16 protein-coding genes are annotated in these 26,187 nt (G+C 34.3%); 11 read left to right on the top strand and 5 right to left on the bottom strand.

What is annotated here, in order from left to right; all coding sequences use genetic code 11:
• Positions 1-4 precede the first annotated feature (4 nt).
• The 4 genes from HHU12_RS03665 (at position 5) to greA (ending at position 3,270) form a co-directional block, all read left to right on the top strand.
• A complete protein-coding gene (locus HHU12_RS03665; RefSeq protein WP_169655111.1) occupies positions 5-1,204 on the top strand; it encodes an efflux RND transporter periplasmic adaptor subunit in 1,200 nt (399 codons plus the stop codon).
• Between the two features lie 265 nt (positions 1,205-1,469).
• Complete coding sequence (locus HHU12_RS03670) at positions 1,470-2,183, top strand: 4Fe-4S binding protein (protein WP_169655113.1); 714 nt, start codon at positions 1,470-1,472, stop codon at positions 2,181-2,183.
• Entirely contained in the window at positions 2,183-2,692 is a 510-nt protein-coding gene (locus HHU12_RS03675) for an NADH-quinone oxidoreductase subunit J family protein (RefSeq protein ID WP_169655115.1), read from the top strand. The genes HHU12_RS03670 and HHU12_RS03675 overlap by 1 nt, the downstream gene beginning before the upstream one ends.
• Positions 2,693-2,799: 107 nt before the next feature.
• On the top strand, positions 2,800-3,270 hold the full coding sequence (gene greA, locus HHU12_RS03680) for a transcription elongation factor GreA (protein WP_169655117.1): 471 nt from the start codon (positions 2,800-2,802) through the stop codon (positions 3,268-3,270).
• Between the two features lie 60 nt (positions 3,271-3,330).
• On the opposite strand, the gene purU is transcribed toward greA, so the two are convergent.
• From purU to HHU12_RS03700, 4 genes are all read right to left on the bottom strand, one after another.
• Positions 3,331-4,200 (bottom strand): formyltetrahydrofolate deformylase, encoded by an 870-nt coding sequence (gene purU, locus HHU12_RS03685; RefSeq protein ID WP_169655119.1) that lies wholly within the window; start codon positions 4,198-4,200, stop codon positions 3,331-3,333.
• Positions 4,201-4,209: 9 nt separating this feature from the next.
• Positions 4,210-5,718, bottom strand: a complete 1,509-nt coding sequence (locus HHU12_RS03690; protein WP_169655121.1) for a GH3 auxin-responsive promoter family protein — start codon at positions 5,716-5,718, stop codon at positions 4,210-4,212.
• Positions 5,719-5,919: 201 nt separating this feature from the next.
• The gene (gene lptB / locus HHU12_RS03695; RefSeq protein ID WP_169655123.1) at positions 5,920-6,660 is read right to left on the bottom strand and encodes an LPS export ABC transporter ATP-binding protein; all 741 of its coding nucleotides are present in this window, start codon (positions 6,658-6,660) and stop codon (positions 5,920-5,922) included.
• Between the two features lie 130 nt (positions 6,661-6,790).
• On the bottom strand, positions 6,791-7,663 hold the full coding sequence (locus HHU12_RS03700) for a DUF4178 domain-containing protein (RefSeq protein WP_169655125.1): 873 nt from the start codon (positions 7,661-7,663) through the stop codon (positions 6,791-6,793).
• Between the two features lie 161 nt (positions 7,664-7,824).
• Between HHU12_RS03700 and HHU12_RS03705 the strand changes: the two genes are divergently transcribed.
• Complete coding sequence (locus HHU12_RS03705; protein WP_062618323.1) at positions 7,825-8,202, top strand: TraR/DksA family transcriptional regulator; 378 nt, start codon at positions 7,825-7,827, stop codon at positions 8,200-8,202.
• A gap of 66 nt (positions 8,203-8,268) precedes the next feature.
• Positions 8,269-8,856: an SMC-Scp complex subunit ScpB gene (gene scpB / locus HHU12_RS03710; RefSeq protein WP_169655126.1), complete on the top strand. Its 588-nt coding sequence runs from the start codon at positions 8,269-8,271 to the stop codon at positions 8,854-8,856.
• Between the two features lie 50 nt (positions 8,857-8,906).
• Here scpB and HHU12_RS03715 read toward each other — a convergent pair whose 3' ends face one another.
• Positions 8,907-9,980 (bottom strand): helix-turn-helix transcriptional regulator, encoded by a 1,074-nt coding sequence (locus HHU12_RS03715; protein WP_169655128.1) that lies wholly within the window; start codon positions 9,978-9,980, stop codon positions 8,907-8,909.
• Between the two features lie 553 nt (positions 9,981-10,533).
• Here HHU12_RS03715 and HHU12_RS03720 point away from each other — a divergent pair.
• The 5 genes from HHU12_RS03720 to HHU12_RS03740 all read left to right on the top strand — a co-directional run bounded on the left by HHU12_RS03720 (position 10,534) and on the right by HHU12_RS03740 (position 25,958).
• Positions 10,534-12,282: a coiled-coil domain-containing protein gene (locus HHU12_RS03720; protein WP_169655130.1), complete on the top strand. Its 1,749-nt coding sequence runs from the start codon at positions 10,534-10,536 to the stop codon at positions 12,280-12,282.
• A gap of 174 nt (positions 12,283-12,456) precedes the next feature.
• Positions 12,457-15,525, top strand: a complete 3,069-nt coding sequence (locus HHU12_RS03725) for a SusC/RagA family TonB-linked outer membrane protein (protein ID WP_169655132.1) — start codon at positions 12,457-12,459, stop codon at positions 15,523-15,525.
• Positions 15,526-15,536: 11 nt separating this feature from the next.
• Positions 15,537-16,964 (top strand): RagB/SusD family nutrient uptake outer membrane protein, encoded by a 1,428-nt coding sequence (locus tag HHU12_RS03730; RefSeq protein WP_169655134.1) that lies wholly within the window; start codon positions 15,537-15,539, stop codon positions 16,962-16,964.
• A 58-nt stretch (positions 16,965-17,022) separates the two neighbouring features.
• The gene (locus tag HHU12_RS03735) at positions 17,023-18,468 is read left to right on the top strand and encodes an FISUMP domain-containing protein (RefSeq protein WP_169655136.1); all 1,446 of its coding nucleotides are present in this window, start codon (positions 17,023-17,025) and stop codon (positions 18,466-18,468) included.
• A gap of 17 nt (positions 18,469-18,485) precedes the next feature.
• The gene (locus HHU12_RS03740) at positions 18,486-25,958 is read left to right on the top strand and encodes a S8 family serine peptidase (protein WP_169655138.1); all 7,473 of its coding nucleotides are present in this window, start codon (positions 18,486-18,488) and stop codon (positions 25,956-25,958) included.
• The last annotated feature ends 229 nt before the right edge of the window (positions 25,959-26,187 follow it).

Genomic DNA, 26,187 nt, shown 5'->3' on the forward strand with positions numbered 1-26,187 from the left:
AACAATGAATCAATATAAATATATTATAGCTTTTCTATTTTTTGGATTAACAACAATAAGTTGTCAACCCACTTCAAGTTCTCATCAACATGAAGGTGATGAACATTCTCATGAAGAAGGTGGACACGATGATCATGATGACCATGAAGAGGAAGTACATTTATCAATGCTTCAGTTTAAAAGTATGGAAATGCAAATAGGTAATATTCCTGAAATTAATATTGGAGAGTATGTATTGACAAATGGCTCTCTTGAAGTGCCACCACAAAATGAAGCTTCGGTTACTGCTGTTATTGGAGCCAATGTCAAAAAGATTAATGTGATAGAAGGGGAAAAGGTAAAGAAAAATCAAGTTTTGGCTTATTTAAATCACCCCAATCTCATCAAACTTCAAACGGATTATGTCACAAAGATCAATCAATTAAAGTTTCTGGAGGAGGAATATAACAGACAGAAAAAGCTTTATGAAGAAAAGGTGGGCTCAGGAAGAGAATACCAAAAAGCTTCTTCAGATTTCTTTTCAACAAAAGGAGAGGTGAAAGGTCTAGAAGCTCAATTGAAAATGCTTCATTTAAACCTTAATAAGATTAAGAAGGGAGAGATTTATGAAAACGTTCCTGTCATCAGTCCATTGAACGGTTATATCAAACTTGTTGAAGTAAAAACTGGGCAATATGTTGATCCTCAAAAAGAAATGTTTGAGGTGATTAATCTGGATGATATCCATGTCGATCTTATGGTTTTCGAAAAAGATATCTCAAAAATTCAAGTGGGGCAAGAAGTGTTATTTACAACAGAGGTGAACCCAAAGCAAAAGATGAAAGCAAGTGTGTTCAATGTTGGACGATCATTTGAAGAAGGACCTAAAGCAATTCACTTACATGCTGATATTGATGGAGATAAAAATGGATTAATTCCTGGGACTTATTGTAAAGGAAAAATTATGATTAATAATGTCTTCACAACAGCACTTCCAGAAGATGCATTGGTGAGAGAAGATAATAATATGTATTTCTTTACCGTTGAAATGGAAGAGGATGAATACGCTTTTAAGCCTCATAAAGTAATTACTGGGGAAAAAGATAATGGTTTTGTTCAGGTTAAATTCTTAGAGGAATTGAATCAGAATCAAAAAGTTGCTTTAAACAATGCCTATTATCTAATGGCAGAAATGAAAAAGGCTGAAGCTGAACACCATCATTAATATTTTTAGTTCTATCAAGTACCTGAAAAAAAGAAAATGTCCCTTTTCTTCTTTCCATGTACTTAAAACGCATCTTAGGATTCTTTCTTTGGATGCGTTTTTTTTGCGTTAGGATAAAAAGGATCTCATTTCAAATATCAATCTTCATAAACAGAAGTTCAACAGTATTAAAACATTAAATCCTTCAAAACATAATTTACTCTTAAACGGTTATTTTACTCCAAGAAATTATTAACTTTACAATAATTATTATAAAGATTTGCGAATGAGTAAAAAAATAGGAGCAAATAATTCATACTTCGGAAATATTAAAGAAGCATTTGAAACATCCAAACATGGTCTAAAAATTACAATAGATCACTTTAAAGATGCTTTGAAAAATGAAAGGAGAGATCCTATAGGAACCAGTGATGATAATTATTTTGAAAAACAAAATGCTATTGTAACACTGAAATACCCTGAAGAGGTATTGCCTGTTCCTGATAATGGTAGATATAAATTAGATCTTGAGATTGATGATTGCATTGTTTGTGACAAATGTGCAAAAATCTGTCCTGTAGATTGTATTGATATAGCACCCATCAAATCAAGTGAGGTGATTGGAGAGTGTTCTGATGGTACACCAAAGCGTATTTATGCAGCAAAGTTTGACATTGATATGGCAAAATGCCTTTTCTGTGGCTTGTGTACTTATGTTTGCCCAACGGAATGTCTGACGATGACAAAATCATATGATTACAGCGAGCTAGATATGCGTAGTCTTACTTATGGTTTTGCTAATATGTCTCCTGAAGAGGTAGAAGAGAAAAACAGATTGTATGATTTAGAACAAGAGAAAAAGAAAGCAGCGAAGTTGGGTACAACTACTGAAGCGAAAACTCCTGTTGCTAAAGTTGAGGAAAAAGAGGTTGAGGCAAAGTCGGTTAAAAAAGCGGCTCCAAAACCAAAATTCAGACCTAAAGTGATCAAAAAGAAATAATGATAACATTAATAGTATTTTATTTTTTCATAGGTGTAATAGCATTATCATCTTTGGCATTGTTCTTTACAAAAAATGTCATCCATAATGCAGCATATCTACTTTTTTCATTATTGAGTGTAGCAGGATTGTTTGTACTTTCAGGAGCTGACTTCCTTGCAATAACACAAGTAATGGTTTATATCGGTGGGGTATTAGTGCTTTTATTATTTGGAGTAATGTATACCAAAAATTCTATTGATCATGAAATGGATAGTGGTTCCAAAAGAACTTTCATTGGTTTTTTATTTGGTGCGGTGTTATTTGGAATATTAGCCTTTGGAATTTTAGAGGAGGACTTAGATAGAGATTACACGGTCAACAATGAAGGTATTACTTCTAATTTGGGTATCAGTTTTATGACCGATCAAATCTTTGCATTTGAACTTACAGCTATCCTTTTATTGGTAGTCTTAATTGGTGCAGTTTTCGTGGCTGGCAAAGCTGATAAAACCATAGATAATCAATAAAATTCTTTCTAAATAATAGAAGAAGACATATATTTGTCTTCTTACACGATTATAATACGATCTAATTTAATTGGATCGTTTTTCATTTATAGATAAAAACAAAACTTATGGCACAAGTTACTTATTATACAGCGGAGGGCCTTCAGAAGTTATCAGACGAACTTACAGAGCTCAAAACGAAAGGCAGAGCTGATATTGCTCGTCAGATTGCTGAAGCAACAGATAAAGGAGATTTAAGTGAGAATGCTGAATATGATGCAGCAAAAGATGCTCAAGGTCATTTAGAAGCTAAAATTGCCAACTTAGCCAATCTAATTGCCAATGCAAGAGTAATTGATGAATCAAAACTTGATGCTTCTAAAGTTGGTATTCTATGTACTGTTAAAATCAAAGCGCCAACAGGTGCTGAGATGTCATATACATTGGTTTCTGCTAAAGAAGCAAACGTTAGAGAAAATAAAATTTCAATCGATTCTCCAATCGCTCAAGGTTTAGTGGGTAAAAAAGTAGGAGAGACTGCTGAAATTAAAACTCCAAGAGGAATTATGAAATTCGAGGTATTAGATATCTCTTTATAATCTCAATTCTTACAAAATAATAAAGGGTGATACATTCAAATGTATCACCCTTTATTATTTCTAATCAAATATGATTGTCTTATTTTTATACGTCATCAGCTTGCGGTTTACATGTTGATAAAGTGCTCTTGATAAAACGATCTTCTCTAAATCTTTACCCTTACGGATCAATTCCTTCACGGTATCCTTATGACTTACTTTGGCTACATCTTGTTCGATGATTGGTCCTGCATCTAAGTCTGAAGTTACATAATGTGAAGTAGCTCCAATAATTTTCACACCTCTTTCATGTGCTGCATGATATGGTTTTGCTCCAACAAATGCTGGTAAGAAAGAGTGGTGGATATTAATGATTTTATCAGGGTAACTCTTAATAAATTCAGGAGAAAGAATCTGCATGTATCTAGCAAGAACTACAAAATCAATATTATGTTCTTTCATTAATTTCAACTGTGCTTCTTCTTGTTCCTTTTTATTTTCCTTATTCATTTCAAAATGGAAGAAAGGAATCTTGAATTTATCTGCTACTTTTTTCAAGTGTTGATGATTACTGACAATCATAGGGATCTCAGCTTGTAGCTCACCAGAATCAGTTCTTGATAAAATATCATATAAACAGTGAGACATCTTCGTCACAAAAAGAGCCATTCTTGGTTTTTGCGTATTAAAATAGAGCTTCAAAGTCATGTCAAACTTCTTTGCTAAAAGTGTCTCTATATAATCTCTGATTTTATCTTCTGGAATCAAAAAAGAATCAATATCAAATTCTATTCGCATAAAGAAACGTCCCTCTTCTCGGTCCACATACTGATCAAGGTAAATGATATTGCCTTGATTTTCGTGAATAAACTGAGTTGTATATGATATAATTCCTTTTTGATCTGGACAATGCATCAATAAGATGGCTGTCTTTGGTGTTTGTTGTTTCATGTTTAGTTATTATAGTGAAGCTAATAAAGAGTCTAAATATTCTCTATGATTAGCCAATCTAGGTACTTTATTTTGGCCTCCTAATTTTCCTCTTGATTTCATCCAATTATAAAAAGATTTTGGTTGCAGAAAATGAATTTTTGGTTCAATCAATGCCATGTCTTTATAACGTTTTGCATCATAATCTGAGTTGATTTCTCTTAACTTTTTATCAAGTGTTTCAATAAACAGCTGTTGGTTATTAGGAGTATGTTTAAATTCAATGGCCCATTCATGACCACCTTTTTGACCTTCCTGGAGATAAACAGGAGCTGCTGTAAAGTTTCTTACTTCAGCTTGAGTTGCTTTACAAGCGGCCTTTATTGCTTCTTCTGCATTTTCTATGACCACTTCCTCACCAAAAGCATTAATAAAATGCTTAGTACGGCCTGAAATCTTAATTCTGTAAGGATATTTTGATGTGAATCGCACCGTATCACCAATCAAATATCTCCATAAGCCAGCATTTGTTGTAATTAATATTGCATAGTTTTTTCCAATTTCAACATCCGCTAATTGTACTACTTTAGGGTTTTCTTTATCAAACTCTGACATAGGGATAAACTCATAAAACACACCATAATCAAGGAGTAATAAGAGTTCATCGTCATTAGTAGTATCTTGAATCCCAAAGAAACCTTCAGATGCGTTGTATACATCAGTGAAGTGCATATCATCACGGCCAATCAGCTTCTTAAACGTTTCTCTGTAAGGACCAAAAGCTACAGCACCATGGAAAAACACTTCCAAGTTAGGCCAAACTTCTGCCAAGCATGATTTTCCCGTCTGTTCTAGAATCTTTTCAAACAAGACCAAAGTCCAAGTAGGAACACCTGCTATACTTGTTATATTTTTATCCGTTGTTGTTTCAGCAATTCTTTCAATCTTAGATTCCCACTCATCCATAAGTGCTACCTCAAGGTTAGGAGCTCTCATAAACTCAGCCCAAAAGGGGAGATTCTTCATGATAATTGCAGAAACATCACCCATCAAACTATCATTATAATGATGGTTCTTCTGTAAACTGCCACCTATTCCTAAGCTCTTTCCAAATAAAACTTTTGAAGTTGGATGATTATTAAGATAAATAGTGATAAGATCCTTACCCGCTTTATAATGACAATCCTCCAAAGCTTCTTTAGAAACAGGAATAAATTTACTTCTGGCATTTGTGGTACCTGATGACTTTGAGAAATCAGTGATTTTAGAAGGCCATAAAATATTTTGTTCTCCTCGAATCATTCTTTCGATGTAAGGGCTCAAATCTTCGTAAGTAGAGATAGGCACTCTTTCTTCAAAAGTATCAAGATTCTTTATCGAACTATAATCATATTTCTTGCCCCATTCCGTTTGAGCTGCACTAGAAATTAAATCCTTGAATAAATATTCTTGTACCTCAATAGGATGCATCATAAAATGTTCAATCTGATGCATTCTTCTTTTTGAAATCCAATTAATAGCAGAAGCAAGTATTTCCATATGTTAAGATAGTTCTAAGATCAATTGTGAAACTAAACAATTAACTATCCAATTCTCATAGGTGATTGAGAAAAAAATAGTTACGCACAGTTGACTGTTATTGTTAATTTAGTTTCAAGATAAACGCTAAAGTAATATAATATTTTGGGTATCAAAAAAAGGACACCCATCTGAGCGTCCTTAGTATGATTTTTAGTTTTCTTACTCAGAAAAATCTTTCTTTTTGTATTCAGCGTATTCACCAAAGTAAGCTTTTCTAACCTCTGGGTCATTGATAAGCTGATCAGGAGTACCGTCTCTAAATACAACACCACTTTGTAAGATGTAAACTCTGTCAGTAATTGATAAAGTTTCTGTTACGTTGTGGTCAGTAATAAGAATACCAATATTTTTCTTTTTCAAGTTATAGACAATTCTTTGAATTTCTTCTACGGCGATAGGGTCAACACCTGCAAAAGGTTCATCTAAAAGTACAAAACTTGGGTTTGTTGATAACGTACGTGCAATCTCAGTTCTTCTTCTTTCACCACCTGACAGAGACATACCTAAGTTATTGCGAACGTGTGTTAGAGAAAATTCATTCAATAAGTTTTCAACTCTTTGTTTTTTCTCTTCTTTAGAAATTTTTTCCATCTCTAAAGGCAACATAATATTTTCTTCAACAGTCAATCCTCTAAAAACCGATGGTTCTTGTGCTAAATAACCAACGCCTTTTTGAGCACGTTTAAACATTGGAAGAGTAGTGATATTTTCTGCATCAAGATGAATCTCTCCGTTGTTTGGCTTGATCAACCCAACAATCATATAGAAACATGTAGTTTTACCAGCACCGTTTGGTCCTAATAAACCAACTATTTCTCCCTGCTCTACTTGAATAGAAACATCATTAACTACTGTACGCTTACCGTACTGCTTTATAAGATTATCTGCTTTTAGTATCATTATATAAAAATAATATCTTCTAAATTTTTATTTGAGGAAATATAATAGGTATTGCTCAAATTTTCCCTCAAAAATAATATAATTTTTTGGTGCTTGACTAACCTTAAAGTTAGCTAACTTTTTTTAACACTCATTTTTTAGGTAAAATATCAGAAAAGTCGGTTTCATGTACCAATTTACCAATATAAGCATGGAAATTTTTGGCTCCAATTTGCTCAATTGTCAAATACTCCACACGGCTTTCATCATAATATTCCCATCTTGAGTATTTGTGTGTGACTTTATTTTCTGTGAAAGAGTAAAAAGAGCCTGTGTGATTGGCATCTCTGTAATATCTTTTTCCATTAACGGTGAGTATCGCTTTTGGCTGCTGTTTCAGAAGAATTTCAGTATCCAAACCTTCATCAATACTGTAAATATTTACCTTCTCCGTTACTCTGATTTTTAAATTGACTTGATCAAAATACTTAAATAGAACAAGCTCGTTAATACCAGACAATAATACTAATTTCTCTTCCTCTGTTTCATTATTAGAGCTTAACTGATAATGCTCTACAACTTGGTAGGTCTTGAGGTTATAATCAATCAAATAACCTAATTGTATATCATTGATTCCTATAGAAGTAGGATCGTAATTGAAGGTTCTTCTTTGAAACGATTTTGTTGGATTATTTGTATGTATTTGATGTCCTGCTAATAGGTTAAATATTTTCTCAGGTGTTTTTTTAATTTTCTTGGCTTGATTGTAAAGATAAAGTACTGAACCGGTAAATAAGATGAAAGAGACTTCTGAATTATAGACTAAAGCTAAAACATTAGCCGCTACAATTCCTTTCCTTACTACATCAAACTTATAAAACTCTTCTTCAATTTTTTTTAGAAAGGTTCCTTTTTTTTGGAATGGTAAAGCTAATTCATATTTTTTTTTCTCAGTGGTTAATTTCTCTTTTGATAATTTAGGCCAAAAATGATTTTCTAAATATTTTCCTATATTCTCTTTCATAAAAAAAGTCTGAATTCAGATTAATAGTTTATATTTACAATGATAATGAGTTTAATTCTATTTTTTAAGTTTATTTTTTGTGAATACTCTTATGGTACGATTTTTTTAGATTTATATTCATTAACTTTGTAAAATCATATTACCTTAACCGTTTTTTAGATATGGCAGTTGAAAAATTACGCTATTCTGCGGAGGATTTAAAGGAGTTTGAGATCCTTTTAAATAAGAAGCTAGAGAGGACTAATAAGGAGCTTGATCATTTAAAACATTCTATTACCAAAGATACTAGTGGTCAAGATTCTAATCACACAGGTGGGAAAACTCTAGAAGATGGAGCAGATGCCTTTGAAAAAGAGCAGTTAAACCAATTAGCTGCAAGAACAGTAAAATACAGAACCCAATTAGAAAAGGCCTTAGTAAGAATCAAAAATGGTACTTACGGAGTATGTGTGGATACTGGCAACTTAATTTCTAAAGAACGTTTACGTGCTGTTCCGCATACACAACATTCGATTGAAGCGAAATTGAAAAGAAGTTAATTACAAAGAATTAATTAATTGAAATGGCACTTGATAGTACACAATTATCAAGTGTCATATTTTTTTATGGAAAGAATAGATATTGCAATTGAATCCCTAATTTTTGTCTCTAACGAACCTGTTTCGGTCGACGAAATTTTAAATACACTTCAGGAAACTTTCGAAGAGGAAGAAATTACCAAAGAAATGGTTCTTGAAAACATTGAGCGTTTAATCAAAAAATATAAACGTAAAGACTATTCTTTCGAAGTCATCAAAAGTGGGGAAGGATATAGTTTCTTGACGAAAAAAGAAACTAGTGAAGTAGTGAATACTTTCCTGAAAAACAGATCGAAGAAAAGGCTGTCAAGATCTGCGTTAGAAACATTGTCGATTATTGCCTATAAGCAACCTATCACGAAAGGAGAAATAGAAAAAATTCGTGGGGTAGGCAGTGATTATGCCATGAAAAAGTTACTAAACAGAGGTTTGGTGAAGATGAAAGGTAAATCTGAAGCAATAGGAAGACCGATGCTTTATGGTACTACGGATCAGTTTTTAGAGTATTTCGGCATTACTACTTTAAGAGACCTTCCTTCTCCAAAAGAATTTTCTGAAGAAGATTTAGGAGATGGGCCTGATGATGTTCCAACTACTGGTACTGAACCGTCTTAATTCATTAAACTGAGCCATCAATTTACCCAAAAACACTACTACTTTTTTGATCACTGTTCCAGACTTTTAATGTATTCTGAAGGAGTCTGACCAATTTTTTGTTTAAAGATTCTATTAAAGGTCGTCTTTGAATTAAAGCCAGCCTGCTCACCGAGGTGTGGCAAGTTAAACTGTATATGCTTTCCTTCTTCTATTAACTTTAGGACTTCTTTCAACCTAAAGTCGTTCATCAATTCATAGAAAGAAGTGTTCAATTCATTATTTAATAATTGAGAGATCTTTTTATAAGAGAAATCTGATATGTCTGCTAGGTCCTGCATTTTTAAATCATTCTGCAGATAGGGTTTTTTCTCTTCAATTAATGCCAGTAATCGTTGACTTTCTTCATTCAATACCTCATCAGTCTTGTGTAAGAATTCTTCCTCGCTTTTATCACTTTTTATTTCTTCCAATTCAATAGTAGCTAAATGAAGGAATAGTTTTGGCCATTTGAAAGCACAAAATCCAATGGTCAGCATTAAGCAGGTTAAACCAAAATAAAAGAAATGAAAAAAGTTGACAGGTACTTTTACGTTCATGATTTGAAGCACAACGGCTGCAGTCCCTAAGGCCCACAAAAAGATATTGCTGAAAACAAAGTATTTCATAAAGCGAATAGACCATCGGAAATCTTTTGAAAGACTTGAGGTGTCATGAAACTGATACAAAATTTTTGCGGACTTTAAAGAGTAAATTACTCCTTGTACAATAATTATTGAATCAAAAAATAGACTATAGGGTAAAAACCAATCGGGCAATTCATTTGTTAGGTGTTCTACTTTTTCATTGGAAGATAGAATCAGAAATGGAGAAAATGCGACGAAGTATAATAATACTGGTAAAAAATGAAATACTAATTTATAATCAATTTTTGAAGAGGGAGTAAAGTAGAACTTGATGTAAAAAAACATCAGCGGAAAAAATAATAATACAATGGGGTCTATGAGAGAATAGAGATGAGGATATTGAATGAAAAACTCATCTGATTTGAAAACATATACAAATACTGTTACAGTCCAAACCAAAATCAAACTTCCCAAAGTAGTATTGGAGGGGTGTTTTGGTGGAACAAAAAAGATATACATCGAAAGTAAGAAAGATAATATTACTCCTATTAGTAGTGATAAATGAAAAATACTGTCCAAGATCATGAATGCTATTATTGTCTATTATTATACAGTCTAGTGAATCCCATTCAAAGTTTAAATGAATGGTATAATTAATGGGATAAAACTAGTGATGAGATGGTTTTAGTTCAATTTTCTGAGAGATTCCATTAGTAGATAAATATTGAAATCCCCTAAACACAAATTTAGAGCTCATGTAACTAAAAATCATAATTAAGAATGTTAGAATAACCTAATTTACACTGTTCAACCCCCACTAAATACAATTTAATGACAGCTGATATGCTTTTTGTCTATATAAACCATAAAAAGAGTAAGTAGCAATATATTAGTTGTTTAAGGTGTACCACTCGTGGAAAATACAGTGTACCACTCGTGGATGTTGTACCATTAGTTACTATGGTACAACTTATCATAATGCAAATTAGTTTACGATGCATATTTAACGAAAATTTACATAAAATTTCCAAAGAGTATTACAACTCCTTTCTATTTATTTAAACTTTAAATTATGCTTCGTAACAAACTTGCACTTTCATTAGTAGCACTTTCGTGTTGTATGGTAAGTTGTCAAGAAGACAACCTCGACATTCAAAATCAAATTGACAACCTTAGTGGAAAAGTCGATGATCTGAATTCTAACTTAGACAGTTTAGATCAAGAATTAGCTGCACTTAAAGAATCTCATCAAAATGCATTACTTGAGAAACTTCAAGAAATGGATGAGACTATGGCAGGAATTATTGCCGAAAACACAAAACTTTCAGATCAATATACAGCTATTTCAGATAGTTTAAACTCAATCAAAGAAGAAGTAGCTGAGAGTGACAACTCGGTTTATTATGGTGACTTATTAACTGCTGACAATTTTTCTAAATACACTACACAAGGTGCTTCAATTGTTACAGGTAATATCTTAGTTACTACAGAAGATCAATTAAAACAATTATCCAATTTAAGAGTGGCAGGTGGAAACCTTCATTTATCTGAATTAATGGATGTCACGCTTCCGGCTTTAGAAACTGTAGGAGGTGACTTGGTATTATCATCTGTAAAAGGCTCAGTAGCATTTGATAATTTATTTACTGTAGCGGGCAGTTTCTTTGACAATAATAATGCAGAGCAAACTTCATTAGTTGCTAATAAATTAGCTTTCGTTTCTGGTAATGTAGAAATCCAAACCAACATTCTATTAGAGACAGTATCTTTTGAGTCTTTGGCTTTTGTTAGATCATTAATCTTAAATAGTTTCTGGGCTGAAGATCCTGAGTACAATAACTATGGGGCATTATCTTCTGTAGTTCTTTCAGATGTAGACGTTGAAAATGACCTTACAATCGCTTACGGTGGTACAGGCACTGTAAACATTGGAAACGTGGGAGGTCACCTGAAATTAGAGAAAACAAAATTTACTGATATTAATATCTCTGCGACTTCTTTAGGTGGTTTAGAAGTAATCAATAACGGCGAGTTGTCTAACCTTATGGTGGATAACTTAAAAGCAGTGAATGGTAACATTAAAATCTCGAATAATGTAAAAAGTTCTGGTGTAGGTAACTTCACTGTTTCTAATACGGAAGGTTTTGTCTCTTTCCCTAGCTTCAGTGCATTAACTGAGATCAAAGGCAATATCAACGTAGAAGGTAACTCTTCATTAACATCAATCGAAGCATTTAATGCGGTTACTTCAATCGAAGCAGACGAAATTTTATTCAATAACAATGGTTCATTATCTGTTTTAGATATTTTCAATAATGTCACTGAAGCGGGTGTACAGGTTACTCAATTTACGAGAACTAATACTAAGCTTTATATCGTTGAAAAAACAAACTGGTTCAATGCTTTCACAAACCTTGCTGAAGGTGGAGACATCACAATTGAAATTAAAGATCCGGCTGCTGATGACGGTGGTTTTGGCCTTTTCTCTACTTCTGTCATTAAGTTCGAAGGTTTCTCTGCAATGACAAGAGCAACACGTCTTCGTTTGACAGTAGGTGATGTTACGGAGTTCAGTGCATTTAATGCATTAGAAACCCTTTCTCCAACATGGGATGACTTATCTTACCTTACATTGGCAATGCCGAAAAGCACTGACGTTTCACTTTGTTCTATTTCAACTATTCTTTCTAAAATCAAGAATAATGAATTAGGTAATTCGAATTACATTGTTAATATACAAGAAATCAATGAATGGGGGTGGTATCAAAATGTAGAAGACCAAGACGCTGCTCTTGATCAACTTTTATCATCTTGTGAATAATTATAGTTTTTTACCCAAAAGGTAATTTTACCATTATTAAAAGGGCATCACATTACAATTAACGTGATGCCCGAAATCCAATTTTTTATAAATCCAGCTTTTTTAGTTCCATCAATTTTTAATGAGAAATGAGTTAACCAACTCAGTTTTCTTGACCAATTCAAATCTTATTTAATGAAGAATTTATTATTATTTTTTCTTCTACAATTATTTGCAATGACTTCTTTGTGTGCGCAAGAAAAAATTGTAAAAGGTAAAGTTGTAGACGAAGAGGGAGTAGAACTTCCTGTCGTAAATATTCAAGTGTTAGGCACTAATATTATTACCGTTACAGATATGTCTGGTAAATATCAGATAACTGTCCCTTCTGATTCATCGACATTAATTTATACTTTCATTGGCATGTCCAAGCAATATGAAAGAGTAAATGGAAGATCTGTGATCGATGTAACTATGGAGCAAGACCTCCAACACTTGGAAGAAGTGATGGTCGTTGCTTATGGTACAACTACAAAAGAAGCTTTCACGGGTTCAGCAGAAACTATTGAAGATGAAGTTATTAAAGACAGAGCTGTTACTTCATTTGATAAAGCATTACAGGGTACTACGCCCGGCCTGATGGTGTCAAGCAGTTCAGGGCAACCGGGAGCTGCATCAACTGTTAGAATTAGAGGTATTGGCTCCCTAAGTGCAAGCAGTTCTCCATTATATGTTTTAGATGGAGTGCCAATGACAGGTTCTATCACTGATATTAATCCTAATGATATTGCTAGTGTAACAGTATTGAAAGATGCTGCAGCTGCTTCATTGTATGGTTCCCGTGCGGCGAATGGTGTAATATTAATTACTACAAATCAGGGAAAATCAGGAGAAACAAAAATCTCTTTAAACTCTCAGTTTGGTGTTTCAAGTAGAATTTCTGATGGATACCAGTTAATGAATTCAACTCAAATTTATGAACATTCATGGCAAGGTTTATACAATAGAGGATTAGTGGATAATCTTTCATCAGATGATGCTCGTCAGTTTGCCAATGACAATGTTGAGAGTATTGTAGGTTTCAATCCTTTTAGTACAGAAAGCCCGTTAGATCAAAATGGAAAAGTAATACCTGGAACACATGTTCATACCAATACAAATTGGAGAGATGAGTTATATAAAGATGGTTTTGTAAATAATCACAATTTAAACATCAGTGGAGGAAATGATCTAACGAAAGTCTTTTTCTCATTAGGTTATTACGATGACACGGGAACAATTTTGAGTTCTAATTTCACTAGGTATACAAGTAAGATCAATGTATCACACAAAATTAATGACTTCCTTACTGCTGGAGTTAATTCAATGTTATCTTACTCAAAAACAAATGCACCACCAAGTGGCAGTGAAGGAGCAAACCCTGTGCGATCTGTAGAAATTATCAATGCAGCTTCACCTGTACGTAATGCAGATGGTACATACAATTGGGACAATAAAGCGGTATTTGATTTTAACCCAATTGGTTTAGCTGAAAAAGATAAATATTTATATGAGACAAAAAGAGGGGTTTTAAACTCTTATTTGAAAGTTGATTTTGTGAAGAACTTCTCTTTCAAAACAACTTTAGGTGTAGACAACTCTATCAATAAAGGTGTAAATTATTATAACCCAGAACATGGTAACGGTGCAGGAGTGAATGGTAGAAGCAACATGTCTCAATCAGATAATTTTGCTTGGAACATTTCAAACTTATTCAACTATAACCTATACAGAGATGGATTCTCAGTTGAAGTTTTAGCCGGTCAAGAAGCAGCAGGACAAAGTATTTCTACGGTAAACAGTGGTGTGACTGATTTTTCAGTAGACGGTTATTATGATTTGGTTTGGGGTTCTAAACCATCACAGCCAGGCAGTTTTACATCAGAATGGAGCTTAGTATCTTACTTGGGACAAGCAAAAATTGACATCAAAAACCGTTATTATTTTAGTGGAAGTATTCGTACAGATGGAAGTTCGCGTTTTGGCAAGAACAACAAATACGGATTATTTTATTCTGTAGGTGGTGGATGGATTATCAGTAATGAGAGCTTTCTGAATGACATCACATGGATAAATCATCTAAAACTAAGATCTTCTTATGGAACTTCTGGAAACAATAATATTGGTAATTATGCCTCTCTTGGTTTGTATGGCAGTGGAGCTAATTACGGCGGATATGCAGGTTTAAGTCCTGTTCAATTAGAAAACCAAGATTTAAGTTGGGAAAAAATCACAAGTTTCAATGTTGGATTTGAATCTAGGTTAATGAGTAAACTAACATTGTCAGCTGAATATTATATCAGACATTCTGATGGGTTATTATTCTCTCAGCCTCTTTCTGCTTCAAAAGGTTTTGGATCAATTTTAACCAACCTAGGAGCAATGGATAATAAGGGTGTTGAAGTGGCCATGTCTTATGATATTAAAACAGGTCCAAACTTCCGCAGTACTATTGGCTTTAATATTTCGACGAATAAAAATACCATTTTAAAGTTAACCACTGATGAAATGATTAGTGGAACAAAATTGATTGAAGAAGGAGCAAGTCTTTATCAGTTTTATTTAAGAGAATGGGCTGGAGTTAACCCTCAAAATGGACGTCCAATGTGGTATGTAAACCATACTGGAGAAAATGGTGAAACTATGCCTTCTTCAGCAATTGAAGATCCAAATGGTTCTGGAAAAATGGTTACAAGTGAATACAATGATGCAGAAAGAGTTCGATTAGGTACTGCATTACCATCAATTTTTGGCGGACTTAACTATATGGTAGGTTATAAAAACTTAGAGTTGAGTATGTTATTCTCCTTCAACTATGGAAACAAAGTCTATAATCACGATTACGCAACGAATATGCATGATGGTGTAAACCCTGGTGGCAATTTGGCAGTAGATGCTTTAAATGCTTGGACTCCAGATAATATTTATACAGATGTTCCAAGATATATTACCAACAATACTGACAGAGGTAATGAGATGTCTTCAAGATATTTAGAAGATGGATCTTATGTAAGATTGAAAAATGTGACTTTAGCTTACAGATTGCCAAGAAGAATCTGTGATAAAGTAGGTGTAAGTGGATTAAGAGCATTTGTCTCAGGTGAAAACTTATGGACCTTATCTAACTACAATGGTTTTGACCCTGAAATGAGTATCAATGGAGTTACAGGTAGTAATATACCAGGTGTAAAAGTGGTGTCAACTGGTTTCAATTTAGATTTTTAATGAGAAAGAAAATGAATAATATTATTAAGAAAAGCATCATCACATTATTCTCGATAAGTCTTTTATTCTCATGTAAAAGTGACTTTTTAGAACTTGAGCCAACAGATGCAATTCAAGACGAAGATGTTTTCAAAAATTATAATAATGCACGAGCAGCGCTAATTGGTGCTTATGATCAACTAAGTTCTAATAATTTCGATGGTCTTTACAATCCTATTATGGCAGATATTATGGGAGAGGATGTAATGATCAATTCAGTAGATAACTGGAATTGGTTTACTGAAGTATACCAAATGAATCTGTTACCTACTTATTCTTATGTAAATTCCCCATGGTGGTCAGGTTATAAATTGATTTTCGATTGTAATAAAATTATAGAAAATGTTCAATTTATTCCTGAAGCTACTCAAGAAGAGAAAGATGAACTAGAAGGACAAGCCAAAGCATTAAGGGCATATGTCAATTTAAAACTGGTTCAAATGTATGCTCCTGCTCACAAGCGAGATAATATGGCTCAATCCATTATGATTGTAGATCGTATTTTGGATGTAAATGCAGAAGACCCAGGTAGAGCCACATTACAAGATGCTTATGATTTCATTGAAACAGATCTTCTTCAAGCCATTGAATTATTATCTGATCTAGAAGTAGATGAAATCGACAGAGGATTCTTTTCTAAAAAAGGTGTTTATGCTTTGCTTGCGAGAACTTATTTGGATCAAGAAAGATGGGAAGAAGCTAGGGATAATGCACTAAAAGCCCACCAAGATGTGCCATTGATGACAGCAAATGAAATGCTTCAAGGTTTCCTATACAGAAATCAAGAAACCATTTTCTCCATTGCTTTTACACAAGAAGACAACAATATCTATTTGAGTTTACCTTCTTTTTATTGGCCTGTTGCTGGTTATAGTTCAATGAGAGCCAACGATAAATTTGTTGAAAAATTCTCTACTGAAGACCTTAGAATCTACTTTTTCTTAAAGGAAGAAGAGATCGATGCTGAGAGGAATTTAATTCTAAAGTTTGGTCATAATGGTACAGTTGGAAATGCCGAAAGAATTGTCATTAGAGCATCTGAAATGCACTTAATTGAAGCGGAATGTGAAGCAGAATTAGGTAATTACTCAAAAGCTCAAGATGCATTACATTTAATTCAGGCGAGAGCATACCCAGGTGTACCAAAAAGTAAGAATACTGGACAGGAATTGATTGATGAAATTCTATTAGAAAGAAGAAAAGAATTATTCGGCGAAGGATTTAGATGGAATGACATTAAGAGGAGACAATTACCATTTGTACGTGAAGGTGATCACTGGGTGAAGTTTAATTTCACAGCAAACGACAACGATTATTACCGTCTAACTTTCCCAATTCCTCAATCAGAAATCGATGCTAATCAGAATATTTCTGAAGCAGACCAAAATGTTGGGTATTAAAAACTAAACCAATTGATGATCTACAAAATCATCACAATAGCTTAAATAGAAATTCGTAATGAATAATAAACTCATTCAAAAAAGTATCAGTTTGCTTTTACTGCTGGTCTTCGGATTTGGTTGTAAAAACGATACTGAAATTATAAAAATCACCCCTGATGCTGGCCCTAGCTTTATTGATATTGAAAGCGATGGATATATGGTTGAACTTTCGGCAAGACCTGTTGATAATGGGCAATTAGGCACATGGAAAGTATATATTGGTGATAATGGAAGCTTTGAAGATATACATAATCCAACATCAAAATTTTATGGAGAGCCAGGTGTTACCTATCAATTGATTTGGGAAGTAACAGACGGTGAGCAATACAAAACGGATTTGATTACTGTTTCTTACAAAGAGCTTAAACCTACAATCCATACAAACATTCCTCAGGATACACTTTTTCATAATATATCGACATACTTAACTGCAACAGCACCAAAATATGGTGCTGCTGGTAGTTGGTCGATTTTAGAAGGTGAAGGAGGAGTTATCGAAATGATAAATGATAGTACAGCAACTTTTGTAGGTTTAAAAAACAGTGACTACAAAGTACAATGGACTTTGACTTTCGGTAACAAAATTGTCTCTGAAGAATTAGATTTTGTCACAGATGAACTTCAAGCCTATGCAGGCGAAGATCAGTTGGATATTATCACAGACTTAAATAGTGAGGAAAAAAAGTATTACACTTTGCAAGGCTTTCTTCCTGCTGGCGCTGATGGAAACTGGACTTTATTAAACGACAGTAATGGTGAAATTTTCCATAATAAACTTCCTCATTCGCTCTTTAGAGGTGATCCAGATACTGAATATGAATTAGCGTGGAATGTTCAGCTCGGCAATACCGTTTCTTCTGATACTGTGAAATTAAGATTTAGAGGCAAATGGGGTATTTGGGTTGATGAAAGAGACAATCAAAAATACCGCTTTGTAGAAATTAATGGGCTAGAATGGATGGCTGACAATTATAACTATGCACAAGAACCTGGCGCTCAATCATGGTATTACGGTTATGGTTATAGAGCTTTGATTGAAGACGGTCACGCATTAGATGATGAGGAGGAAAGAAAACGTTATGGTCGCCTTTATTATATCGATGCTGCCATGAACAGACCTCCTGAAGGCTGGAGATTACCCACTTCAATTGAATTAGATGATATCATTCGTCTTTATGGAGGTGAATTATATGCCAAAGAAGCATTAAAAGTAGGAGGTGAATCAGGTTTAGAGATTAATTACCCTGGTTATCTGTCATTCAGCGATCCATCTGATCCTGCGTTCAGACATATTTTTAAAAGTCAGGAAAAGGAAACATTAATTATGACTTCTGATATCAATCCAAGCACTGGTATGGGATATGTTTTTTTAATGAATACTTCTATTCCAAATGTAGGCTTCGCAGTAATGAACACCTATTTCAATGGCATGACAGTTCGTTACGTACGTGAAAAACAATAAAGGCTAGAATTAAGAAAATGAAGAAATTATTAATACTAATGTTCTTAAGTATTGGCTTTTTGTTCAATGCTTATGGGCAACAATCTTTGCCTCAGGGTGAAGATATTGTTAGCGGTAAGATTAGAGTAAAGTTTACAAAAGATGCGGTTGACGGGGCTTCTAATATGAGATTATCTCCGTCTAACGGCAGAGTAGGAATTGCTCATGTAGATGATGTCAATCAGCAATCAGGTATTTATTCTATCAAAAGAGTATTTCCTTTTTCAATGAAACATGAAGCAAAACATAGAGAATATGGTTTGCACCTGTGGTATGAAATAGATTTTGATACACTGGTTGACCCTTATGAAATGGTAGAAAACTACAGAGGGTTAGCGGAAGTGGATATTGTAAAGCCAGTCTATTCAAAAATCAATATTAATAGCGAAACCAAACCTGTAGTTTTTAAGCAAGATGCTTTTCAAGCGAAGAATGATTCAGAGGAGGAAGAGTTTAAATTTGATGACCCATTATTGAAAGACCAATGGCACTACATAAATCATAGAGAGATTGGCGGAGAGTTCCATACTGATATTAATCTGAAAGAAGGATGGGAAATTCAATCAGGAAATTCTGATATTATCGTTGCTGTGGTAGATCAAGGTGTGGATCCGTATCATGAAGACCTCAGTGCTAATATGTGGGTAAATGAAGCGGAATTGAACGGCACACCAGGTGAAGACAGTGATGGCAATGGCTATATTGATGATATCTATGGTTACAACTTTATCGTGCCTGGACCGATTACGCCTGGTGATCACGGTACACACGTTGCAGGTACGGTTGGTGCAGTCAATAATAATGGGATTGGTGTTTCTGGTGTAGCTGGCGGTGATGGTTCTGGCAATGGTGTTAGGATCATGTCCTGTCAAGTATTTGATTACCGTGAAAGTGATGGAGCTAACTTCGCCGAGGCTATTGTTTATGGTGCAGATAATGGAGCTGTGATTTCTCAAAACTCTTGGGGATACAACAGTCCAAATTATTATGAGCCGGAAGTGTTAGAGGCAATCCGTTATTTTATCGCTGAAGCAGGACAATATGAAGGAAGCCCTATGAAAGGTGGTGTTGTCCTTTTCGCTGCAGGAAATACAGGACTTGAGCAAGATAAATACCCTGGTGCATTTGATGAGGTAATTGCAGTGGCGGCATTAGGTCCATCTGGTTTGCCGACTTATTATACAACGCATGGTAATTGGGTAGATATTGCGGCTCCAGGTGGTGATCAGCGTAACTTTGATCAAGAGGGCGGAATTTTGAGTACACTGATCAATAACAACTATGGTTATATGGATGGTACTTCAATGGCATGTCCTCACGTGAGTGGTGTTGCTGCATTGATTATTTCAAAATTTGGAGGAGAGGATTTTACTGCTGATGATTTGAAGAGGATTCTACTCAATTCAGCAGAACCCTTCAATTTTAGTAATCACGACAACAAATTTGGTAGAGGGGTATTGAATGCTAAAAACGCTTTAGCAGATGATAATCGAATTCCACCGAATGCTATTGATGACTTAAGAGCTTCTGAAATTCTTCATAATGAAGTGACGTTAGAATGGACAGTGCCAGAAGATGAAGACAGCCAAGGTCCAGGTATTTTTTACCTAGCTGTTTCTACTTCAGAAATCACAAAAGAAAACTTCAATGAGCAATTGATTTTTGGCATTGAAAATTTCCTTGCGGAAGGAGATACGGTTAGAATACGTTTCAATCAATTATTCAAAAAATCAGATTATTGGTTTGCAGTGAAATCTGCCGATCAATTCGCAAACTTATCAGAAGCATCAAATATTCTAAAAGTTACGACTGTAGACGAACCTCATTTTATGTCATCTACAGATGAAATATATGTGAGTATTGATGTGAAAAAGCAGACAACAGCCACTGCTCCTTTAGAATTTTCAAATATTGGTGATGGTACTGTTTATTGGTCAGCATTGGTTACAAATGAGAACAATTATCATGAAGAATATGGCATTGAGTCTCAAAGCGCATCAGTAGCTCAGACTGAAGTCAGTAAAGTTTTAAGCATGCCTTTGAACTACAACAATGAAGTGTCTTTAAATACAATAGAACAGTCTGTTGAATTTGCAACGTCTGCTCAAGTGAGTGAAGTGGAAGAAGGAGTATTACACTCTAATGAGCATTGGAAAAATGATGTAACTGAGTTTGTATCAGGTATTTCTTATGAACTGTATGATGGCCCAAGCTTAATTGTAGGTTCAGGTAACCCCAATGCCGGATTAATCTACGCTACAAGATTCCACCTTCCATATGATTATGAATTCAATTTAACACACATTGAATTAGGTATGTTGCCCACGGTCAGTGATAAACCGTTCTTCATTGAAGTACGAAAAGGAGGGTATAGAAACTTTATGGAATCTGAATTGGTGTATACACAGGAGTATTATCCTGATACAGCTAATGTGATGAAGTATTACAGAATGCCATTGTATGAGCCTCAATTTTTTGGTGAAAACGAAACGTTCTGGACTGTAATTCATTTCCCTAAAGAAATTGAGCGCCCAATGTTGTTACAATATGGTTTTATTCCATCAGAAATAGATAATTTCTTAGTTTCAAGGGATAATGGCAGGACATATGTATCGGCTGTAAGTCTGACAGTGAGGAGTACTATTCCTTTATTAAGAGTATTAAGTACAGGAGATAATGGTTCATTTGTATTTATTGATCCAAAGTCAGGAAAAATAGAATCCGGTAAAACTGCTTCAGTAAACGCAACCGTAGATGCTCAATCTTTACCCAATGGAGAACACCTTGCTTCATTAGGTATTCTTACCAATGACATTCACAAGCCAATTGTTAATATTGAAGTAAAAGTTGATGTTTCTGGTCATGAACCTAAAATTGATCTTGCAAAACAATATGATTTGGAATGTTTCACTTCTATTGAAAAGGAACATGAGATTATCTTAGAGAATAACGGTTTTGGTGATTTTGTGATAAGGGGTTATGAAATTGACGGGCAAAGTATTTCTCTTGAAGATTCAATAGTTGTTGAAGCTAAATCAGCCCAAGCATTTACTTTTAGCCTTTCTACAGATAGTGATGGTATTCATAGAAAAGATTTGATTTTAAAATCTGATGAGAGCCAAGTCAATATTCCTCTAACAATTTCAAGTATTGTTGCACCAAGTATTAATGCAGTATTAGAAGCAAATGCATTTAATATCAATTATGGTGAGACAAAAGAAATCACGCTAACATTAGAAAACACAGGTTCGCAAGCTGACTTAGAATATGATTTAACTCCGTATAGTCAATTGGCATTGAAAGGTGGAGTTCTACCACAGCCATTAGAATATTCTATTAAAACGAGTCCATTTGATGGACAATTATGGGACGAAATCAATCAAATAGGTAAGGCCATTGATACTGAAGTGAATTTTGAATCTTATGATTTCGGAATGGGCTTTCCATTTTTCAATGAGCAACTTAAGAAGTTTGATTTAACTTACAATGCAAGATTCTTTTTCTACAACTACATGGCTATTTTTCCTTTAAAATTTGAAGAAGGATTTCAACGAGCAGTAGAAATGAAATACCATGCTTATGGTGATAAATTTGTAGTTTCAATGAAGACGAATCATGTTATTTATGCTGATTCAAAATTCAATATCAGTAATACAGACTTAGAATACCAAGTAGTATTCCATAGAAATGGTTTAATTGAATACAACTATGTCAATGTTGAGCAAATAGATCCTGAGACGAGGTATCAAGTGTATACGTTAGGATTTTTAGTTACTGATACTTTGATGTATAAAGACTTCGATGACGAGCCATTGAAAAATGGTACTACAGTAGCTTTTGAGCCTAACAATGATATCAATATGGTATATGATGTCACACCGTCAAAAGGTATTATTGCACCGGGGAGAAGCGTAGATTTAAAAGTGACATTAGATCCTGAGTTTAATAAACAGATCAATGGGACTTATAGTAATTCTATCGTTGTAAAATCAAATACTATTGAAGGCTCGACACATGTACCTTTTGAAGTAAATGTCTTGGGAGCACCGGATATGCAAGCGTCAGACTCATTGATTTTTGAAGAAGTGAAAATTGGTTTATCTGGAACAGAATTTATTACCATAGAAAATACTGGTTCAGCACCTGTAACTATTTCATCTATTTCATCAACCAATAATTTATTCTCTTTTGATGAAGCATTATTGAATACAGAAATCAAAGGACAATCAAATTTCCCTCTTCCAATCATCTACACACCTAATTCTAATGTACAAGAAGAAGGGAAGTTAAACATCATCTTCAGTGACGGAACAATTACTCAAACTTCTGTTGTAGGAAATGGGATTAATGATGCAGATTATACTCACAACTTCCCTGCAGAAATAGTTGTGGATGCTACAATTGGTGAGGTGAAGAATTATGATGTGTACATCCAAAACGAGAGTAAGGGAGTTGACTTCGAGTATGTAATTCAAGAAGGTTTATTTACTGGTTTAGAAAACAATACTTTCCAAGATACATTTGACAGTACTTCTTTCGGTTTTATGAGAGATGATTATGGTTACACATGGCATACCAGTAACCCTGAGAATGATTTTTACCGTTGGGAGAATATCAAGAATGAGGAAGTACTTCCATTAAAAGACGGCGAACCTCTTGCCATAGCATTGCCATTTGATTTTCCTTTCTACGGAGAGCAATATGACAGTATTTGGGTTTCAATTCATGGTATGGCCTCAGTGCTTCCTATGGAAGAAGATTTCTTAAGTCAAACTTTCACAAAAGACGATGGTGTAAGTGGAATTATTGCTCCATTCTGGTCGTACTTGAAATATTCTGGTACTGATAGTGTGTATTACAAAATGACAGATGATCGACTTATTGTTCAATGGAATAATATCATTGGTAAAGATGCTACGTCTAGTCCTGGTATATTAAGTTTCGGTTTTGAGATCGTAAAAGATGGTCGCATTTATTTCCTCTACAAAAAACTAGAAACTTGGGGAGGTCTATTAAGATATGGTTTAGAAAGCCCTGATGAAAAGTATACTTTACAAGATGAAGACATCCTGATTGTCAATCAATCTTTCCTTACAGATCGATCTTCTATAGCGATTGTACCACCTTTACATCATAAAGCAGAGAATAATGCAAAAGATGAATTTCAAATTTCTGTCAATACATCAAGGTATAATTACACAGGATCTTATGTGGATACTTTAAGAGTTCGTACTAACAGTGAAATCAAACCATTAATTGAGGTTCCTGTTAAGGTCAATCTAACGGGTACTTCTGAATTATCAGTGTTGAATGACATTGATTTTGATGAAATTGTTTTTGAAGAGAACTTAAGAATTGCTGGAAAAATTCAATTGATGAACAGTGGTAATAATGATCTAGAGGTGACTAAGATTACAACCACTGACCTTGATCAAGTAGACTTTTTTGATGAAGAGGGAAATCAGATGATTATGAATAGTTCTGGAGTGCTTTTATCACCAATTAAAATTGCACCATGGGAGGTCGTAACAGTAGAAGTATCACTTCCAATTGCAGAACAAACGGATATCAATGGTAAAGTGAACTTCATCAATACAACGGGTGAATTAAGTGCCAATGTAAGAGCTAAACTTGTTGATTCTCCTGTTTTTGACTGGGATGCAACGGATCAGGAACTGTCTTTAAGAGGTACTGATACAACCACGTATACTTTTAACATTGATAATAATGGTACTTCAAAATTAAAGTACACTATCACTCCAGCTGTTTTACCAGAAATTGATCCAACAGTAATTCCAGGTGTAATTGATGAAATTGGAGAAATTAAAACGACAAATGGATTAGCTGTAGATTCATTGGCATTGGATTGGAGCGAAGAAGCTGACGGTGTATTTACACCATTTGTGGTAGGAGCGAAGTTGGCCTTTGGAAACCGTTTTGTTGCTCCTGAAGGAGGTTTTGACATCACACATGTGAAAGTGTATTCTTACATTCAGAATATTAATGAGTATGTCCGTATCATGATCAGTCAAGGTGGAGATCTGCCACAAGAAGGTCAAGTATTATTAGATCAGCGATTCCAGATCGTTGAGAAAATTGATGAAGATTGGATGTATTTCGAATTGGAAAAACCTTTCCATATCCCTGAAGGTGAAGTTTTCTACATTGGAGTAGGATTGCCAGTTACAAATAAGTATATGGGCTTCAACTCTTCAGAAGATAGAGCATTACTCGATAATACTTTCAGTGGCGTTTTTGGTGGAGAAGAAACGAATGGAAAATATCGTTGGTGGCAAGCTAATAATTATGAAAAGTTTGTTTGGAAAATCAGACCGCTCACAGCTAGTGCTGAAAATAATTGGCTGACTATTGATCAAAATGAAGGCACCTTGTCAGAAGGAGGGCAATCTTCAGTAACTGCTTCAATCAATGCTTCAGAGGCAAAACCTGGAATCAACGTAGCTTCTATTATTGTCAAATCAAATGATATCAATAATAAGACGAATGTGGTTAAAATGAAGGTAGATGTTAATGGCCGTCCAACTTTTGAGCACAGACCAAATGACTATCAAGATACTTTAAGTGTAATAGAAGATGGAGAATATATTTTTACCTATTTATTTGAAGATCCAGAAGGCGATGAGATGACTATTGAAGTTGATTCAAATGACATTCAAAATATTGTGTATCAATTACAACAGGATGGTAAAAATACAGCTTCATTAAAAATCATCACGGATTACGAAAGTGAAGGAGTCTATCACTTTCCAGTTTCTGTAACAGATGAGTTTGGCAATGTGACTAGAGATACTACTTTAATTCAAGTAAAACATAAAAATAGACCACCTGTATTTAACCAAGAGTATGCAATCATCAGAGTAAATCTAGCGGACACTATCCAAACAATTACAATCGATCCATATGATCTATTTACAGATCCTGATGGTGATGCACTTCAGTTCTTTGCTAGAAATGATAGTGAGAATATGATTGATTTAGCGTTAGGACAATCTTTCATTCATATCACTCCATTAAAAGAAGGAGTAGGGCAATTAGTTTTTGCTGCCCATGATGGTTATGAAGATGGCTTTATAGGGCACTTTGTATATATGGAAGTCATTGATGACCCGTCAGCAGTGATGAATGCAAAAGATGCCAATGGTCAGCCTATCCATTTAGATCTTGGATCTTTTGATCAATCTACAGTTTACCCTAACCCTGTTACTGATGGTAAAGCATTCTTGGCTTACATCGTGGAAGAAACAACAAATATCCAAATTGAGCTTGTGAATATTAATGGTAAAAGCATTTATCAAAAATCATATTCACACCAAGCTACGGGCATTTACGCTGAGTCTCTTCCAGTTGAGAAATTGCCACAAGGAGTTTACGTTCTAAAAATTAGTGTTGACAATCAATATGTCAAATCGCATAAACTTCTCATTAAATAACTTTGTTTTGAATTGAAGTACTAGGACAGAAGAAAAGGGACAATTTTAGGTTTTTATTTTTAATACTATTCGAGGCAGATTTGCAGAGCATAGCCATAGTTACGCTATAAAAATCTAACGAAGAATAGGATTAAAAAGATAAGATTAAATGTCAGTTTACTTCTGTTTTAGTACTTAATATTGAATTGGATATAATAGCAAATGCACTGAGTTATTCTCGGTGCATTTC

The sequence above is a fragment of the Flammeovirga aprica JL-4 genome, assembly GCF_012844305.1.
GTDB classification, from domain to species: domain Bacteria; phylum Bacteroidota; class Bacteroidia; order Cytophagales; family Flammeovirgaceae; genus Flammeovirga; species Flammeovirga aprica.

Coding starts and splice junctions, on each gene's coding strand:
- purU (WP_169655119.1), bottom strand. CDS start 4,200: ATGAAACAACAAACACCAAAGACAGCCATCTTATTGATGCATTGTCCA.
- HHU12_RS03735 (WP_169655136.1), top strand. CDS start 17,023: ATGAATAATAAACTCATTCAAAAAAGTATCAGTTTGCTTTTACTGCTG.
- HHU12_RS03740 (WP_169655138.1), top strand. CDS start 18,486: ATGAAGAAATTATTAATACTAATGTTCTTAAGTATTGGCTTTTTGTTC.
- HHU12_RS03665 (WP_169655111.1), top strand. CDS start 5: ATGAATCAATATAAATATATTATAGCTTTTCTATTTTTTGGATTAACA.
- HHU12_RS03705 (WP_062618323.1), top strand. CDS start 7,825: ATGGCAGTTGAAAAATTACGCTATTCTGCGGAGGATTTAAAGGAGTTT.
- HHU12_RS03670 (WP_169655113.1), top strand. CDS start 1,470: ATGAGTAAAAAAATAGGAGCAAATAATTCATACTTCGGAAATATTAAA.
- HHU12_RS03725 (WP_169655132.1), top strand. CDS start 12,457: ATGAAGAATTTATTATTATTTTTTCTTCTACAATTATTTGCAATGACT.
- HHU12_RS03675 (WP_169655115.1), top strand. CDS start 2,183: ATGATAACATTAATAGTATTTTATTTTTTCATAGGTGTAATAGCATTA.
- HHU12_RS03690 (WP_169655121.1), bottom strand. CDS start 5,718: ATGGAAATACTTGCTTCTGCTATTAATTGGATTTCAAAAAGAAGAATG.
- greA (WP_169655117.1), top strand. CDS start 2,800: ATGGCACAAGTTACTTATTATACAGCGGAGGGCCTTCAGAAGTTATCA.
- lptB (WP_169655123.1), bottom strand. CDS start 6,660: ATGATACTAAAAGCAGATAATCTTATAAAGCAGTACGGTAAGCGTACA.
- HHU12_RS03715 (WP_169655128.1), bottom strand. CDS start 9,980: ATGTATATCTTTTTTGTTCCACCAAAACACCCCTCCAATACTACTTTG.
- scpB (WP_169655126.1), top strand. CDS start 8,269: ATGGAAAGAATAGATATTGCAATTGAATCCCTAATTTTTGTCTCTAAC.
- HHU12_RS03700 (WP_169655125.1), bottom strand. CDS start 7,663: ATGAAAGAGAATATAGGAAAATATTTAGAAAATCATTTTTGGCCTAAA.
- HHU12_RS03720 (WP_169655130.1), top strand. CDS start 10,534: ATGCTTCGTAACAAACTTGCACTTTCATTAGTAGCACTTTCGTGTTGT.
- HHU12_RS03730 (WP_169655134.1), top strand. CDS start 15,537: ATGAATAATATTATTAAGAAAAGCATCATCACATTATTCTCGATAAGT.